Source organism: Amycolatopsis methanolica 239, from assembly GCF_000739085.1.
GTDB lineage: Bacteria > Actinomycetota > Actinomycetes > Mycobacteriales > Pseudonocardiaceae > Amycolatopsis_E > Amycolatopsis_E methanolica.
In genome coordinates this window covers 7,041,856-7,056,230 of the sequence record NZ_CP009110.1, presented here as the reverse complement: position 1 = coordinate 7,056,230, position 14,375 = coordinate 7,041,856, and the positions used below count along the sequence as shown (strand labels likewise).

The following is a 14,375-nucleotide window of genomic DNA, read 5'->3' as shown; positions in this document are numbered from 1 at the left end:
ACGGGAGCGGCCTGCGGGTCAGCTCGCGGCGAGCCAGGTGGAGCGGCCGGTGCCGGTGGGCACCCAGCAGCCGCCGCGACTGGACGACTCGTCGGAGGGCGCCGCGGCGTCGTCCGGCAGGGCGAGCAGCTCGTCCAGCACCGGGGCGGCCTCGCCCGCGGTGCGCCACAGCACCGTCCGCGGGGCGAGGACGTCGTCCTCGTCGCCGGGGATGCGGGTGGCGACCACGTCGTCCTCGGCGTTGAGGCGGACCACGTCGATCACCGCGTCGTGCGCGCGGACGCCGACGACCGCGATCACGGCGCCCTTCGCGTCGCGCGGGTGCACGAACTGGTAACCGCGGGCGATCAGGTCCTGCAGCAGGTCGTCGACCGACCTGGCCGTGTCAGTTGAGGACATCGTCGAACTCGCCGTCCTTCGCCCCCGCGACGAACGCGGCCAGTTCGTCGCGGGTGTAGATGAGCGCGGGGCCTTCGGGGTAGCGGGAGTTTCTGACGGCGAACCGGTCCGTGGACAGCTGGGCGAACTCGACGCAGTTGCCGTTGGCTCCGCTGCGTGCGCTCTTGCGCCAGGACGCGCCGGTGAGGGCGCCGGCGGGCATGCCGTTCACGAACTGCTCAGCCATACTTCCCCAACCTTCCGGGTCAGTGCATCTGCGCGGTGCAAATGCACGCGCACTGGCCTTGTGGCGATCACGCTACCACTGGTGACTGCACGGGTAAATGCACGTGCACGGCCGAGACTAATCTCAGATCAGAGGGTGAGGAATGCGGCGGGGCATGTAGTTCGATCGGGTGACAAGAACTGGCCTCGGTGGCCTCGTTCCGACTACTCGTCGTCACCTATTTCGTCTAAAGCTCTTCCCGCTTCTTCAACAACATCTGCCGCGTCCGATCGGGTGTTTCCGCGTCGACGGCGAGCCGGTCGAAAGCACGGCCGTAGACCTCCAGGTCCTCCGGCTTCTCCAGGTACTGCGCGCCATTGAGGTGCTCGACGTAGGCGATGTTCGGCAGGTCCGGCTCGGCGAACTGCAGCAGCGAGAAGGCGCTTTCCGCGGCGAACCCGCTCATGTCGAACGGGATGACCTGGATGGTGACGTTGGGCAGGTCGATGAGCTCCAGCAGGTGGCTGATCTGCTGCTTGAGGACGGCGGCGCCGCCGAACGGGCGCTCCAGCACGGCCTCGTCGAGGACCGCCCACAGCCGCGGCGGTTTCGGCCCGCTGAGCAGCTTCTGGCGGCGCATCCGCAGGCCCACCTTGCGCTCGACGCCCTCGTCCCGGCTGTCCGGGTCGCCGTGGCTGATCACCGCACGCGCGTAGCGCTCGGTCTGCAGCAGGCCGGGCACGAACATCAGCTCGTAGGTGCGGATCCGGGAGGCCGCCTCCTCCAGGCCGATGTAGTTGTCGAACCAGCTGGGGACGAGGTCGTTGTAGGGGTGCCACCAGCCGGGCTGGTTGGACTCCTTGACCATCTTGACGGCCCATTCCCGCTCGGCCGGGTCGTGGACGCCGTACATGGTCAGCAGGTCGGTGACGTCGCGTTCCTTGAAGCCGACGCGGCCCAGCTCCATCCGGCTGATCTTCGACTCGGACGCGCGGATCTCCCACGCCGCCTTGGCGCGTGTGATGCCCGCCTTCTCGTGCAGGCGGCGGAGCTGGGTACCGAGGATCATCCGGCGAGCCGTCGGGCCGGTGGCCTGTTCGGAGCCGGGGAGGTCGATGGGAGCCATCAAAGACCCTTCCTCGCAGAAATCACCAGTCATCCAACTTACAGCGCGGTGGGCCGCAGTCAAGCGCGGTGTGGATTTACCGGGCGCGGCACGCCCCTTACCCTACGTGGGTCCGACAATTCCATTCACATTCGATACGCCCGGGAGACCCGCGATGTCCGGTGCCACCGCTCCCTATCCGAGTGCAGTTCCCGTCGGTGTGGACCCGACGAGGGCGAGCATCGCGCGCGTGTACGACGCCGCGCTCAACGGCAAGGACAACTACGAGATCGACCGGCAGGTGCTGGCGCAGGTCCGCACCGTCGCCCCGCAGGTCAACGACCTGGCCTGGGCCAACCGGGACTTCCTGATCCGCTCCTGCCGGTTCCTGGCCATGCAGGCGGGCATCGACCAGTTCCTCGACCTCGGCTCCGGGCTGCCGACGGCCGAGAACACCCACCAGGTCGTGCAGCGGGTGCACCCCGAGGCGAAGGTCCTCTACGTCGACAACGACCCGGTGGTGCTCGCGCACGGCCGCGCGCTGCTCGAAGAGAACGACCGCACGCACTTCGTCGCCGCGGACATCTTCCAGCCGGAGCAGATCCTCGAACACCCGGAGATCCGCGAGTTCCTGGACTTCTCGCGGCCGATCGCGCTGCTGCAGATCGGCACCTGGCACCACTACCTCGGCGACGACGGCGGTGAGAAGATGGCCACCTACGTCGACGCGCTGGCCCCCGGTTCGTACGTCTCCATCGCCCACTTCTACAACCCGGGCACGCCGGAGCACGCCGAGCTGGCCGCGAAGATGGAGGAGAAGTTCGTCCACAGCCCGATGGGCAGCGGCCGGTTCCGGACCAGGGAGGAGATCCAGGCCCTGTTCCCCGGCCTGGAGATGGTCGAGCCGGGCCTCGTCCTGTGCGACGACTGGTGGCCGGACGGCCCGCGGCTGCACCCCCTGAATCTCGTCCGCCAGTGCATCGCGGGTGGAGTCGGCCGGAAACCCTAGAGACGCACTATCGGCAGCCAGTGCGAGAGGTCGGCCCGGGTCCCGGACGCGGCGACCCGGCCCTCCCGCACCGCGTCCGTCCACTCGAGACGGCCCGTGGCCAGTTCCAGCCACGTCCGCGGGTCCGTCTCGACCACGTTCGGCGGCGTGCCGCGGGTGTGCCGCAGCCCCTCGACGCACTGCACCGCCGCGAACGGCGGCACCCGCACCTCGACGCTCCTGCCAGGGGCGTCCTGGGCGAGCGTGCGCAGGCTCAGCCGGACGGCCGCGGCGAGCTCCGGGCGGGCAGGCCGGTCGGCTTCTCCGCTCAACCAAGCCGAAACGACCTGCAGCGCGGCTCTCAACTCAGCGGGGTCAACCGGACGCGGTGCGGGCATGGTCAAACAGTAGAGTGCACAGCAGCAGACGTGAGCAAGGTGACGCGGAAACACGGGGTTCGCACATGGCGCAGCGGGACGAGGCGGATCGGCTTCTACCCAATCCTCAGCCCGAGCACAAGACGGGCAAGCCCAAGATCACCGAGGAGATGCGCGCCAACGCCAGGGCGAACCCGAACAGCTGGCTCTACGTGATCGACGAGGCGTTCGATCCCAACGGGCCGGTGCCATCGTGGGCCGTCGTGGGCGCGTACCCGGTCAACGGCAGCGGCAACATCGTGGAGGACTTCCACCCCAACGACCGCTACCGGCCGTCGCCGAAGGCGCTCGGGTTCCCGGAGCCGCGCAACGACCTGGAGCGGCTGCTGCAGCTCGTCCGGACCAACCACCGGCCGGCGAGCGACCTGCCGCCGGTGATCCTCGACTCGACGCTGTTCGTCTACGCGCTCGCGCCCATGCAGCGCACCGTCATCGGGTTCCACAACACCGACGGCCGCGTCCTGGTGCCCGCGTACACGTCGAAGTCGCTGGTGCCGCCGGAGTGGCCGCACGCGAGGGCGGTACTCGGCCGCGACATGGTGCCGTTGCTCGCGGGTCACGCGGTGGCGATCAACCCGCACGACGTCGTGACCGCGGTGGTGCCTGCCGAGCACTTGGTGGCCGCGCTCGAGCAGGAGCAAAAACCCTAAACATTCTGCACGGTTAAGCCAGTCGAATCACGCTTTCGAGGTAAGCCGACTCGCAAAAAGCGCTCCATCGAGGCATCGTGACACCATCGGAGGATGGGAGTCGCCGTGCAATTCTGGAGTTCGAAACTGCGCTTGGGCACGCTGCTCGTGTCCGTGGCGCTGGGGACGACGGCCGTGTGCGGAGCGGGGTCGTCCGCCGCGTCCACACCGGACTACTCGAAGGCGGAAAGCACTTTCGCCGGTTCGCAGATCGCCGCCGTCGAGGGCAAGGGCGATCCGCCCCGGTACAACGCGGACGCTGGTGCGCTGGGGCACGACGTCAGCGGGCACCAGGGCGACGTGAACTGGCCGGGCGCCTGGGGTGCGGGCGGCCGGTTTGTCTACGTCAAGGCCACCGAGGGCACGGGGTTCATCAACAAGCGTTTCACCCAGCAGTACAACGGTTCCTACCACATCGGGATGATCCGCGGCGCCTACCACTTCGCGCGCCCGGACGTCTCCGGCGGCCGCGAGCAGGCCGAGTACTTCCTCGCGCACGGCGGCGGCTGGACGCCGGACGGGCGGACGCTGCCCGGGGCACTCGACGTGGAGTACAACCCGTACGGCGAGGCCTGCTACGGCCTCGACCCGAAGCGCATGGGCGAGTGGATCCGCGACTTCTCGGACACCTACCACTCCCGCACCGGCCGCTTCCCGGTCGTCTACACCTCGACCAACTGGTGGAACAAGTGCACCGGGAACAACGCCGGGTTCGGGCAGAACAATCCGCTGTGGATAGCCCGCTACCAGCCGACCGTCGGCCTGCTGCCCGCCGGGTGGTCGCGCCAGTTCATCTGGCAGTTCGCCGACTCGGGAGTGCTGCCGGGCGACCAGAACGTCTTCAACGGACCGCTGGACCAGGTCAAGGGTTTCGCCATCAACAACTGACGTCGTAATCCGGTCGAGTTACTACGAAAGTCGGGCCGTCGCCGGCGACATGCGGGAATCACCCACCCGTCATGGGAAATTCACGGGATTCGGTGACAAAGCGGCAAGTCGTCATCAAGAATCACGGCCTGGACGGTCTCCCTGCAACCAAGACCGTCCTCAGCGAGGGCAATGGAAAGGACTCGGATATGTCTGGTCCACGCAAGAGATGGCGGCGGTTCGCCACGTCCGCCGCCGCCGCGTCGGTCGCCGTGCTCGTGCTCGGCGCCCTGGCCCCGGCCGGCGCGGCTCCGGCCACCGTCAACGGGATGCCGGTCGACGACTACGTCGCTCGTTACGATCACCCGATGGGTTCGCAGATCGCGCGCGTCGAGGGCGAACACTCGACCGCGGAGACGCAGGCCGTCGCCGCCGGCGACACCGCGGCGGCCGCGACGGTGGAGGGCATCGACGTCAGCGGCCACCAGGGCAACGTCGACTGGGCGAACTACTGGGGCCAGGGCAAGCGGTTCGCCTACGTCAAGGCGACCGAGGGCACGTACTACACCAACCCGTACTTCGCGCAGCAGTACAACGGCTCCTACAACATCGGCATGATCCGCGGCGCCTACCACTTCGCCACCCCGGACACGGCGTCCGGCGCCGCGCAGGCCAACTACTTCGTCGACCACGGTGGGGGCTGGTCGGCGGACGGCAAGACGCTGCCGGGCGCGCTGGACATGGAGTACAACCCGTACGGCCCGACCTGTTACGGCTTGTCCAAGAGCGGGATGACTGCCTGGATCAAGGACTTCAGTGACACCTACCACGCCCGCACCGGGCGGTACCCGGTGATCTACACCAGCACGAGCTGGTGGAACCAGTGCGTCGACGGGGCGTTCGCGGCGACGAACCCGCTGTGGATCGCGCGCTACGCCTCGACGGTGGGCACCTTGCCCTACAACTGGGGTTTCCACACGTTCTGGCAGTACTCGTCGAGCCCGATCGACCAGAACACCTTCAACGGCGCGTACGACCGGCTGCAGGTGCTCGCCACCTCGAAGGGCTGACCGCGAGGAGGCTCCCGCCCGTCCGTGGTGGGAGTCTCCTTCGCTTTTGTCGGGGTCGCCAGGCACAATGCCCGTGATCAATGCGATTGTCCGGGCGTGGGGGAACCAGGTTCGGCGCCGATACGTCCGAGCAGGGCGTAGCGATCCAGGAAGGGCGACGTCGATGACCTACCCACCGCAGCCGGGACAGCCGGATTACGGTCAGCAACCAGATCCGTACGGCCAGCAGCAGGGCGGCTACCCCCAGTCCGGGGGCTTTCCGCAGCAGGGTGGGCAGTACGGCGGCCAGCAGTACCCGGGCCAGCAGCCCTACGGCCAGCCCGGATACGGGCAGCAGCCCGGCTATGGCCAGCAGCACCCGGGCTACGACCCGAACTACCCGCAGACCGCGCAGTTCGGCTACGGCGGCCCGCCGCCCGGTGGTGGCGGCAGCAAGAAGGGCCTGTGGATCGGCCTGTCGGTCGGTCTCGTCGTCGTGCTGGCGGCGCTGGGCATCACCGGGTTCTGGGTGCCGGGCTTCTTCCTCGGCGACTCCAAGGACGACGGGCCCCAGGCGGTCGCGCAGCAGGTGATCGACGGGATCAAGAAACACGACAAGAACGCGCTCAACGCGTTGAAGTGCGCGGACGCGGACCGGTCGGTCACCTCGGCGATCGAGAACGTCGACGACGTCGACAGCATCACGATCGGCAAGATCACGGAGAACGGCGACACCGCGACGGTCGAGTTCACCGCGACCGCGGGCGGCGAGGACGGCACCGGCACCGGCACCCTGGCGAAGGTCAACGGCAAGTGGTGCTGGAAGGACCTGGAGACCAGGGCGTCCGGCAGCGGCGGCTCGACCCGCACGTCCACCTCGCGCTCGTCGGGCAGCCGCACGCCGACGTCGTCCAGCAGCTCGTCGACCGGGGGCACCGGCGGCAGCGACGGCAAGGCGATGGTCGAGGACTTCCTGGCCAAGATGGCGGCCGGTGACGTCAACGGCGTGACCTCGCTGGTCTGCTCCGACGCGACGCAGGACAACAAGGACGACGCGCGGGAGGCCGCCGAGAAGCGCGCCAACGTGACGCCGACCTACGACAGCGCCACGGACACCATGGTGTCCGGCGACCTGACCGGCACGCAGCAGGGCGAGCAGGTCACCGGCCTGTTCTTCGCGGAGAACTTCGACGGCGAAGGCTTCTGCGTCTCGGTGTTCGGGGTGTTCTAGCCGGATCGGCGGCCGAGGCCGGGGCGCCTCGGCCGCATGATCAGCGCCGCGACGTAGTACGTGCAGGGCGTCGCGGCGCGGTTGGCGTAGGAGAGGGTGACGTCTGCCGGAAGGTAGAGGCTGTCACCCTCTTCCAGTTCCAGGGTGTCCTCGTCGATCGTCAGCGTGAGGACGCCGGACTGCACGTAGATGAACTCGTGCGAGCCCGCCGCGTAGGGCGGGTAGGTGCCGGCCTCGCAGCTCGCGGGCAGCGTCGAGCGGATCCACTCGAAGTTCACCCCCGGCACGACGGGGGTGAGGATCGTCCGCTGCCACCCGCCCGGCTCGTCGACCAGGTCCTGGTCCGCGGCCCGGCGAACGACCATCCGCGGCGGCTCGGTGAGCAGGTCCGCCAGCGGCAGCCCGAGCCCCTCCGCGATCCGGTCCAGCACCACGACGGTCGGCGCCTTCGAGCCCCGTTCGACGGCGGACAACATGCTGACGCTGACCCCCGACCGGTCGGCGAGCCCCTGCAGCGTCATGCCGCGCCCAGTGCGGGCGGTCTGGATGCGCCTGCCCAGCGCGCCGAGATCCATGTATCCTATAGTAGTGGTTGATTCTCCTATAGTGAAATCGGCTGGGGTGGCCGACCTGCCGGCCATCGCCGGGATCTACGAGGGTTACGTGCGGACCAGCACGGCGACGTTCGAGCTGGAGTCGCCGGACCTGGCCGAGTGGACCCGCCGCTTCACCGCGATCACCGATGCCGGCCTGCCGTTCCTGGTGGCCGAAGTGGACGGCCGCGTCGCCGGCTACGCGTACTGCTCGCCGTGGAAGACACGCCCGGCCTACCGCCGCACGGCGGAGAACTCGATCTACCTCGCACCGTGGTCGACGGGCCGCGGCGTGGGCGGCGTGCTGCTGGACGCGCTCCTGTCCCGCTGCCACGAGAACGGCATCCGCGAGGTGATCGCGGTGGTCGCCGACCCGGAACGCAACCCGGCCTCACCCGCGCTGCACCGCCGCCGCGGCTTCGACGACGTCGGAGTGCTCCGCAACGTCGGCTACAAGCACGACCGCTGGCTAGATACGCTGCTGCTGCAGAAGAGCCTGATCTAGGGTTCCGGCCTGCTGGGGGCCGCTGTGCTGGTCGTGGTTCTGCCGCCCACGGTTGAGCGCGACGCGGCTCAACGACAGCCGCGTAACGGAACGTCGTCAGCGGACCTAGGACGAGCGGAACCGGCTGGAGCTGCGTTGAAGGCTGTCACGGACGAACGCTTCGCCAAGTCGGTGGAACTTCTCGGCCACGACGCCGACCAGGTGCGCGTCCGAGCGCGGCACGCGCTGGCTGTGTCGGCGAAGGATGTGGTCCGGGTCGCCGCGCAGCGGCTCGTCCGCGACCTGCTCCCGAAGCGAGCCGACGCGGCGCCGACGTTCGACCTCGACCTGTCCGGCCGGGTCGTCGGCCGTCTGCTGATGCAGCGTGCGCAACTGCTGCACCGCACGAACTTCAGCGGTACCGAGTTCCGTGGCCGCGTCTACTTCACCGCCGCGGAACCGTGCGGCCCACTCACCTTCGCAGGTGCGGTCTTCCGCGAACGCGCCGGGTTCGGCGGCATGTGCTCGGCGAACGAGGTCAACTTCGCGCAGGCCGAGTTCCGGCGCGGCGCCACCTTCGACGGTGCCGAGTTCGCGGGCGCCACCGCGCTGCGGCAGTAGCGCCCGCTGACTCCTCAGTCGAACAGCTTCGGGAGCGTGCTCTCGAACGCGTCGCGCAGTTCTTCCATCCCGAAGGTCGCCACGCCCTGGATCTCCAGGCCGCCCGCCTCCGGGTCCACGACGCCGGCCTTGCGCCAGGGCAGGCCGCGGGCCGTGCACATCTCCGTGAACCGCAGCTCCTCGGTCCGCGGCACGGCCACCAGGACGCGCCCGGTGGACTCCGAGAACAACTGCACGAACGGGTCGGCGTCCTCGTCGAGCAGGGCCCGCGCGCCGCACTGGCCGATCAGCACCATCTCCACCAGGGCCTGTGCCAGGCCGCCGTCGGAGAGGTCGTGCGCGGCCGAGATCATCCCGTCACGCGAGCCGGCGACCAGGATTTCCGCCAGCAGCCGCTCGCGCTCCAGGTCCACCTTCGGCGGCAGGCCACCCAGGTGCCCGTGGATCACATGTGCCCACGCCGAACCGCCGAACTCGTCGTGCGTCTCGCCGAGCAGCAGCAGCGTCTCGCCCGCCTCGGCGCCGATCCCGGTCGGGATGCGCCGCCGCACGTCGTCGATCACGCCGAGCACGCCGACCACAGGCGTCGGCAGGATCGCCGTCTCGCCGGTCTGGTTGTAGAAGCTCACGTTGCCGCCGGTCACCGGGATCCCCAGCTGCGCGCACCCGTCGGCGATGCCGTGCACGGCCTGCTCGAACTGCCACATCACGCCCGGGTCCGTGGGCGCCCCGAAGTTCAGGCAGTCCGTCACGGCCAGCGGGGTGGCGCCCGTCGTCGCCACGTTGCGGTACGCCTCGGCCAGCGCGATCTGCGCCCCCGCGTACGGGTCGAGGTACACGAACCGGCTGTTGCAGTCCGTCGACACCGCGACGCCGCGCCCGGTCTCCTCGTCGATGCGGATCATGCCGCCGTCTGACGGCTGCGACAGCACCGTGTTGCCGCGCACGTACCGGTCGTACTGGTCGGTCACCCACTCCTTCGACGCCTGGTTCGGCGACGAGACCACCTTCAGCAGCGTCTCCCGCAGCTCGTCCGGAGTGGACGGACGGTGCAGCTTCTCCGGCGTGTCCGCCTGCAGCGCGTCCTGAGTGGACGGACGGGCGACCGGCCGGTCATACACCGGGCCCTGGTGCGCCACGGTGCGCGGCGGCACGTCCACCACGGTCTCGCCGTGCCAGGTCACCACCAGGTGGTCACCGTCGGTGACCTCGCCGATGACGGTGGCGATGACGTCCCACTTCGCGCACACCGTGAGGAAGGCGTCCACCTTGGACGGTTCGACGACCGCGCACATCCGCTCCTGCGACTCGCTGGAGAGGATCTCCGCCGGCGTCATGCCCTCGGCGCGCAGCGGCACCTTGTCCAGCTCGACGCGCATGCCGCCGTCGCCGGCCGCGGCCAGTTCCGACGTCGCGCAGGACAGGCCCGCGCCGCCGAGGTCCTGGATGCCGACGACGAGCTTCTGCTGGAACAGCTCCAGGCAGCACTCGATGAGCACCTTCTCGGTGAACGGGTCGCCGACCTGGACGCTCGGCAGCTTCTTGCGGCCGCCGGAGTTCTCGTCGCCGGAGAAGGTGTCGCTGGCCAGTACCGACACGCCGCCGATGCCGTCCAGACCGGTCCGCGCGCCGAACAGGATGATCTTGTTGCCGGTGCCGGACGCGAACGCCAGGTGCAGGTCCTCGGTGCGCATCGCGCCCACGCACAGCGCGTTCACCAGCGGGTTGCCCGCGTAGCTGGCGTCGAACGCGACCTCGCCGCCGATGTTGGGCAGGCCGAGGCAGTTGCCGTACCCGGCGACGCCGGCCACGACACCCGGCAGCACGCGGCGGGTGTCCGGCGCGTCGGCCGGGCCGAAGCGCAGCGAGTCGGCCACCGCGAGAGGCCGCGCGCCCATCGCGAGGATGTCGCGCACGATGCCGCCGACACCCGTCGCGGCGCCCTGGTACGGCTCCACATAGGACGGATGGTTGTGGCTCTCGACCTTGAATGTGACCGCCCAGCCGTCGCCGATGTCGACGACACCGGCGTTCTCGCCGATCCCGGCGAGCATCTTCGAGCGCATCTCCTCGGTGGTGGTCTCGCCGAAGTAGCGCAGGTGCTTCTTCGACGACTTGTACGAGCAGTGCTCGCTCCACATCACCGAGTACATGGCCAGTTCGGCGTCCGTCGGCCGCCTGCCCAGGATCTCGCGGATGCGCGCGTACTCGTCGTCGGCGAGCCCGAGCTCGCGGTAGGGCTGCGGGAGGTCCGGCGTTTCCGCGGCCCGCTCGGTCGTGTCGATGGCCAGGGTGTCGGTCACGGTTTCCAGGGTACTTGCAGCGCTCTGACCGGCAGAAAATCGGTCGCGTGAGGTGAGCTGCGGCACTTACCGTCTGTTGTCATGCGCCTCCCGCCCCGGCTCACGCCGCTGCGATTCCTCGGTGCGCTCCTGCGGGAGCGCCCGTGGCTCGCCGTGTCCGCGTGCGTCCTGGGCGCGCTGTGGTTGCTGCCGGGCGCGCTGCTGCCGCTCGTGATCGGCGGGGTGGTCGAGGACATCCGCGCGGGCGACGAGCTGCTGGGCGGGGTCGGCCTGGTCGTCCTGCTCGGCGTCGCGCAGGCGGTGTGCGGCGGCGCGCTGGTCTTCGCCGTGCACACCATGTGGATCCACGGCGCCGCGGCCACGCAGCGGGCGGTCGTCGAGCACACCGCGCGGCTCGGGGCCTCGCTGCGGCCGCAGGCCGGGACCGGTGACGTGATGGCGGTGTCCTCCTCGGACATCAACCACATCGGCAACGTGTTCGAGGTGGCCGGCCGGCTGTTCGGCTCGGTGGTGGCCTTCCTCACCGTCAGCCTGGCGTTGATCGGCATGTCACCGCTGCTGGGTGTGATCGCGCTGGTCGGGGTCCCGCTCGCGACGCTGAGCATGGGCAAGCTGGTCGCGCCGCTGCAGCGCCGCAAGGGCGTGCAGCGCGAGGAGCTGTCCAGCGTGAACGCGCTGGCCGCGGACATCGTGTCGGGTCTGCGGATCCTCCGCGGCGTCGGCGGCGAGCACCAGTTCCTCGGCCGGTTCCGCGGCGCCAGCCAGCGGGTCCGGCGGGCGGGCGTCGAGGTGGCGCGCAGCGAGTCGTGGCTGGTGGGCGCCGAGGTGCTGCTGCCCGGCCTGGTCACGGTGGCGATCACCTGGCTCGGCGCGCGGTTCGTCGCGGCGGGCACGCTCAGCGTCGGCGAGCTGGTGGCGTTCTACTCGTCGTCGGTCTTCCTGGTGGTGCCGGTGAGCACGGCGACCGAGTTCACCGCCGCGTTCTCCTCGGCGATGGTGTCGGCCAAGAAGGTCTGCGCAGTGCTGAGCCTGCGGCCGCTGCTGTCCGAGCCGGACGCGCCGGTCGCGCTGCCGGACGGGCCGCTGGAGCTGCACGACACGACCTCCGGTTTCACCGCGGTGGCCGGGAAGCTGACCGTCGTGGATGCCGGGCCGGATGCCGAGGCGCTGGCCGCGCGGCTGGCCCGGTTCGCCGACCCGGAGCCCGGCGAGCGGGTGCTCGTGTCCGGCGTGCCCGCCGACCACGTGGCGCTGGCCGAACTCCGGTCACGCGTGGTCTACGCGCACAACCAGGACCTCTGGTTCTCCGGCATCCTGCGGGACCAGCTGGTCCCGGCCGAGCGGGCGGAGGTCGCGCTGTGGGCCGCCGACGCCGAGGACATCGTCGAGGGCCTGCCGAACGGGCTCGACGAGCTGATCGGCGAGCGGGGCCGCGAGGTGTCCGGCGGCCAGCGGCAGCGGCTGAACCTGGCCCGCGCGCTGGCACTGGACGCCGACACCCTGCTGCTCGACGAACCGACCTCGGCCGTCGACGCGCACACCGAGGCCCGCATCACCGAGCGGGTCACCGAGCTGCGCCGCGGCCGCACGACCGTCGTTTTCACGGAAAGTCCACTGTGGAAAGCGGTGGCGGACGAGGTGATCACATGCGTTTCAAGCTAGTTCTCGCGACCGGCGCCGAGGCCCGGCGCTGGGCGCGGGACCTGCTGCGCGTGAACCGCCGCGAGTTCGGCGTCGTGATCGGACTGTTCGGCCTGGCCACGATCGCCGGGCTCGCCGGCCCGCAGATCCTCGGGCGCCTGGTGGACCTCGCGGTGGCCGGGGACAGCCGGATCGACCTGCTCGCGCTCGCGTTCGTGGTGATCCTGGTGGTGCAGGCGGTGCTGAAGCGGCTCGCGCGCTTCCGCGCCGGGATGCTCGGCGAGCGCGTGCTGGCCGAGACCCGCGAGGGGTTCGTCGAGCGCGCGCTGCGGCTGCCGCTGGGCACCGTCGAGGCAGCAGGCACCGGTGACCTGATCAGCCGCGCGACCACCGACGCCGACCGAATCGACTTTTCGGTTCGCAACGCGATCCCGGAGATCTCGATCGCGCTGATCACGATCGTGCTGACCGTCGCGGGGATGATCGTCACCTCACCGCTGCTGTCGCTCGGGCTGCTGGTCGCGGTGCCGATCGTGGTGTTCACCATGCGCTGGTACGTCCGGCGCGCGCCGCGGATCGTCGAGGAGATGCTCGATCAGTGGTCTGAGGTGCAGTCGAGCCTGCACGAGACCACCGAGGGCGCGCGCACGGCGGAGGCGCTCGGGCTGACCGGGCGGCGGATCGCGCTCGGGAACCGCACGCTGGCCGGGGCGGTCCGCGGCGAGCAGCGGCTGCGCGGGGTGACCGTCGGGTGGCTCCCGTGGATGCAGATCGCGCAGGTCACGCCGGTGGCGGCGGTGCTGCTGCTCGGTGGCTGGGCGTACGGCGAGGGCCTGGTCGGGCTGGGCACGATCACCACCATGGTGGTGTACGTGCAGGCGCTGGCCGGGCCGCTCGAAGAGGCGATGTGGTGGGTCGAGGACCTGCAGGTCTCGGGCACCGCGCTGCGCCGCGTCCTGGGAGTGCGGGGCGAGGCGGAACGCGCGGGTGGACCGCCGCCGCGTGGCCAGGAGATCGTGGTGCGCGACGTGCACTACGGCTACTCGGCAGGCCGCGAGGTGCTGCACGGCATCGACCTGCGGGTCCCGCCGGGGCAGCGGCTGGCGATCGTCGGCCCGTCCGGCGCGGGCAAGTCGACGCTCGGCAGGCTGCTGGCGGGGGTCGCCGCGCCCGGTTCGGGTTCGGTGACGATCGGCGGCGCGGAGGTGTCCGAGCTGGCCGAGGACGTGCTGCGCGGCGACGTGCTGCTGCTGACCCAGGAGCACCACGTGTTCTCCGGGACGCTGCGGGAGAACCTGACGCTGCCGGCGGGTTCGTGGCCGGACGAGGAGCTGGTGCGCGCGCTGGGGGCGGTCGGGCTGCGCGACTGGTTCGACGGGCTGCCGGACGGCCTGGAGACGAAGCTCGGCTCGGGCGCGCTGGCCGTGCCCGCCGCGACCGCGCAGCAGCTGGCGCTGGCGCGGGTCGTGCTGGCCGACCCGCACACGGTGGTGCTCGACGAGGCGACCTCGCTGCTGGACACCTCGTCGGCGCGCCACCTGGAGCGGTCGCTGAGCGGGGTGCTGGACGGCCGGACCGTGATCGCGATCGCGCACCGGCTGCACACCGCTGCGGCGGCCGACCGGGTCGCGGTGCTGGAGGCCGGGCGGATCACGGAGCTGGGCACGCACGCCGAACTGCTCGCCGCGAACGGCCCGTACTCCCGCCTGGTGACGGCCGCCAACGTCGGCTGAGGTTCCTCCGGAGGCCGGCGCCCCCGGAGA

15 protein-coding genes are annotated in these 14,375 nt (G+C 70.3%); 9 read left to right on the top strand and 6 right to left on the bottom strand.

What is annotated here, in order from left to right; genetic code table 11:
- Positions 1-18 precede the first annotated feature (18 nt).
- The 3 genes from AMETH_RS34510 to AMETH_RS34500 all read right to left on the bottom strand — a co-directional run bounded on the left by AMETH_RS34510 (position 19) and on the right by AMETH_RS34500 (position 1,730).
- Positions 19-399, bottom strand: a complete 381-nt coding sequence (locus tag AMETH_RS34510; protein WP_017985763.1) for a hypothetical protein — start codon at positions 397-399, stop codon at positions 19-21.
- A complete protein-coding gene (locus AMETH_RS34505) occupies positions 386-625 on the bottom strand; it encodes a DUF397 domain-containing protein (RefSeq protein WP_017985762.1) in 240 nt (79 codons plus the stop codon). The genes AMETH_RS34510 and AMETH_RS34505 overlap by 14 nt, the downstream gene beginning before the upstream one ends.
- A 226-nt stretch (positions 626-851) precedes the next feature.
- Complete coding sequence (locus tag AMETH_RS34500) at positions 852-1,730, bottom strand: helix-turn-helix domain-containing protein (protein ID WP_017985761.1); 879 nt, start codon at positions 1,728-1,730, stop codon at positions 852-854.
- Positions 1,731-1,884: 154 nt separating this feature from the next.
- On the opposite strand from AMETH_RS34500, the gene AMETH_RS34495 reads away from it, so the two are divergent.
- Positions 1,885-2,718, top strand: a complete 834-nt coding sequence (locus AMETH_RS34495; protein WP_026153629.1) for an SAM-dependent methyltransferase — start codon at positions 1,885-1,887, stop codon at positions 2,716-2,718.
- On the opposite strand, the gene AMETH_RS34490 is transcribed toward AMETH_RS34495, so the two are convergent.
- Positions 2,715-3,095, bottom strand: coding sequence for a sterol carrier family protein (locus tag AMETH_RS34490; protein WP_038532597.1), 381 nt, complete (start codon positions 3,093-3,095; stop codon positions 2,715-2,717). The two genes, AMETH_RS34495 and AMETH_RS34490, sit on opposite strands and share 4 nt — an antisense overlap.
- A 65-nt stretch (positions 3,096-3,160) precedes the next feature.
- On the opposite strand from AMETH_RS34490, the gene AMETH_RS34485 reads away from it, so the two are divergent.
- The 4 genes from AMETH_RS34485 to AMETH_RS34470 all read left to right on the top strand — a co-directional run bounded on the left by AMETH_RS34485 (position 3,161) and on the right by AMETH_RS34470 (position 6,970).
- Positions 3,161-3,784, top strand: a complete 624-nt coding sequence (locus AMETH_RS34485; protein ID WP_017985758.1) for a type VII secretion system-associated protein — start codon at positions 3,161-3,163, stop codon at positions 3,782-3,784.
- A gap of 93 nt (positions 3,785-3,877) precedes the next feature.
- Positions 3,878-4,711 carry a lysozyme gene (locus AMETH_RS34480; protein ID WP_081617635.1) on the top strand — a complete coding sequence of 278 codons (834 nt, stop codon included), beginning with the start codon at positions 3,878-3,880 and terminating at the stop codon, positions 4,709-4,711.
- Between the two features lie 188 nt (positions 4,712-4,899).
- Positions 4,900-5,760 carry a lysozyme gene (locus AMETH_RS34475; protein ID WP_017985756.1) on the top strand — a complete coding sequence of 287 codons (861 nt, stop codon included), beginning with the start codon at positions 4,900-4,902 and terminating at the stop codon, positions 5,758-5,760.
- 163 nt (positions 5,761-5,923) lie between these two features.
- Positions 5,924-6,970, top strand: a complete 1,047-nt coding sequence (locus AMETH_RS34470) for a hypothetical protein (protein WP_017985755.1) — start codon at positions 5,924-5,926, stop codon at positions 6,968-6,970.
- Here the strand turns inward: AMETH_RS34470 and AMETH_RS34465 are convergent.
- Positions 6,967-7,545 (bottom strand): helix-turn-helix domain-containing protein, encoded by a 579-nt coding sequence (locus AMETH_RS34465; RefSeq protein ID WP_017985754.1) that lies wholly within the window; start codon positions 7,543-7,545, stop codon positions 6,967-6,969. The two genes, AMETH_RS34470 and AMETH_RS34465, sit on opposite strands and share 4 nt — an antisense overlap.
- Before the next feature lie 46 nt (positions 7,546-7,591).
- Between AMETH_RS34465 and AMETH_RS34460 the strand changes: the two genes are divergently transcribed.
- Together AMETH_RS34460 and AMETH_RS34455 are read left to right on the top strand one after the other, a co-directional pair.
- A complete protein-coding gene (locus AMETH_RS34460; RefSeq protein ID WP_017985753.1) occupies positions 7,592-8,068 on the top strand; it encodes a GNAT family N-acetyltransferase in 477 nt (158 codons plus the stop codon).
- 135 nt (positions 8,069-8,203) lie between these two features.
- On the top strand, positions 8,204-8,668 hold the full coding sequence (locus tag AMETH_RS34455; RefSeq protein ID WP_017985752.1) for a hypothetical protein: 465 nt from the start codon (positions 8,204-8,206) through the stop codon (positions 8,666-8,668).
- A gap of 14 nt (positions 8,669-8,682) precedes the next feature.
- On the opposite strand, the gene purL is transcribed toward AMETH_RS34455, so the two are convergent.
- Complete coding sequence (gene purL, locus AMETH_RS34450; RefSeq protein ID WP_017985751.1) at positions 8,683-10,971, bottom strand: phosphoribosylformylglycinamidine synthase subunit PurL; 2,289 nt, start codon at positions 10,969-10,971, stop codon at positions 8,683-8,685.
- Between the two features lie 81 nt (positions 10,972-11,052).
- Between purL and AMETH_RS34445 the strand changes: the two genes are divergently transcribed.
- Positions 11,053-12,633, top strand: coding sequence for an ABC transporter transmembrane domain-containing protein (locus AMETH_RS34445; RefSeq protein ID WP_017985750.1), 1,581 nt, complete (start codon positions 11,053-11,055; stop codon positions 12,631-12,633).
- Positions 12,618-14,345 (top strand): ABC transporter ATP-binding protein, encoded by a 1,728-nt coding sequence (locus tag AMETH_RS34440; RefSeq protein ID WP_017985749.1) that lies wholly within the window; start codon positions 12,618-12,620, stop codon positions 14,343-14,345. The genes AMETH_RS34445 and AMETH_RS34440 overlap by 16 nt, the downstream gene beginning before the upstream one ends.
- Positions 14,346-14,375 lie beyond the last annotated feature (30 nt).

Bases quoted from the DNA above. Each gene is read 5' to 3' on its own strand.
- AMETH_RS34510 (WP_017985763.1), bottom strand. From the start codon at position 399: ATGTCCTCAACTGACACGGCCAGGTCGGTCGACGACCTGCTGCAGGAC.
- AMETH_RS34505 (WP_017985762.1), bottom strand. From the start codon at position 625: ATGGCTGAGCAGTTCGTGAACGGCATGCCCGCCGGCGCCCTCACCGGC.
- AMETH_RS34500 (WP_017985761.1), bottom strand. From the start codon at position 1,730: ATGGCTCCCATCGACCTCCCCGGCTCCGAACAGGCCACCGGCCCGACG.
- AMETH_RS34495 (WP_026153629.1), top strand. From the start codon at position 1,885: ATGTCCGGTGCCACCGCTCCCTATCCGAGTGCAGTTCCCGTCGGTGTG.
- AMETH_RS34490 (WP_038532597.1), bottom strand. From the start codon at position 3,095: ATGCCCGCACCGCGTCCGGTTGACCCCGCTGAGTTGAGAGCCGCGCTG.
- AMETH_RS34485 (WP_017985758.1), top strand. From the start codon at position 3,161: ATGGCGCAGCGGGACGAGGCGGATCGGCTTCTACCCAATCCTCAGCCC.
- AMETH_RS34480 (WP_081617635.1), top strand. From the start codon at position 3,878: ATGGGAGTCGCCGTGCAATTCTGGAGTTCGAAACTGCGCTTGGGCACG.
- AMETH_RS34475 (WP_017985756.1), top strand. From the start codon at position 4,900: ATGTCTGGTCCACGCAAGAGATGGCGGCGGTTCGCCACGTCCGCCGCC.
- AMETH_RS34470 (WP_017985755.1), top strand. From the start codon at position 5,924: ATGACCTACCCACCGCAGCCGGGACAGCCGGATTACGGTCAGCAACCA.
- AMETH_RS34465 (WP_017985754.1), bottom strand. From the start codon at position 7,545: ATGGATCTCGGCGCGCTGGGCAGGCGCATCCAGACCGCCCGCACTGGG.
- AMETH_RS34445 (WP_017985750.1), top strand. From the start codon at position 11,053: ATGCGCCTCCCGCCCCGGCTCACGCCGCTGCGATTCCTCGGTGCGCTC.
- AMETH_RS34440 (WP_017985749.1), top strand. From the start codon at position 12,618: ATGCGTTTCAAGCTAGTTCTCGCGACCGGCGCCGAGGCCCGGCGCTGG.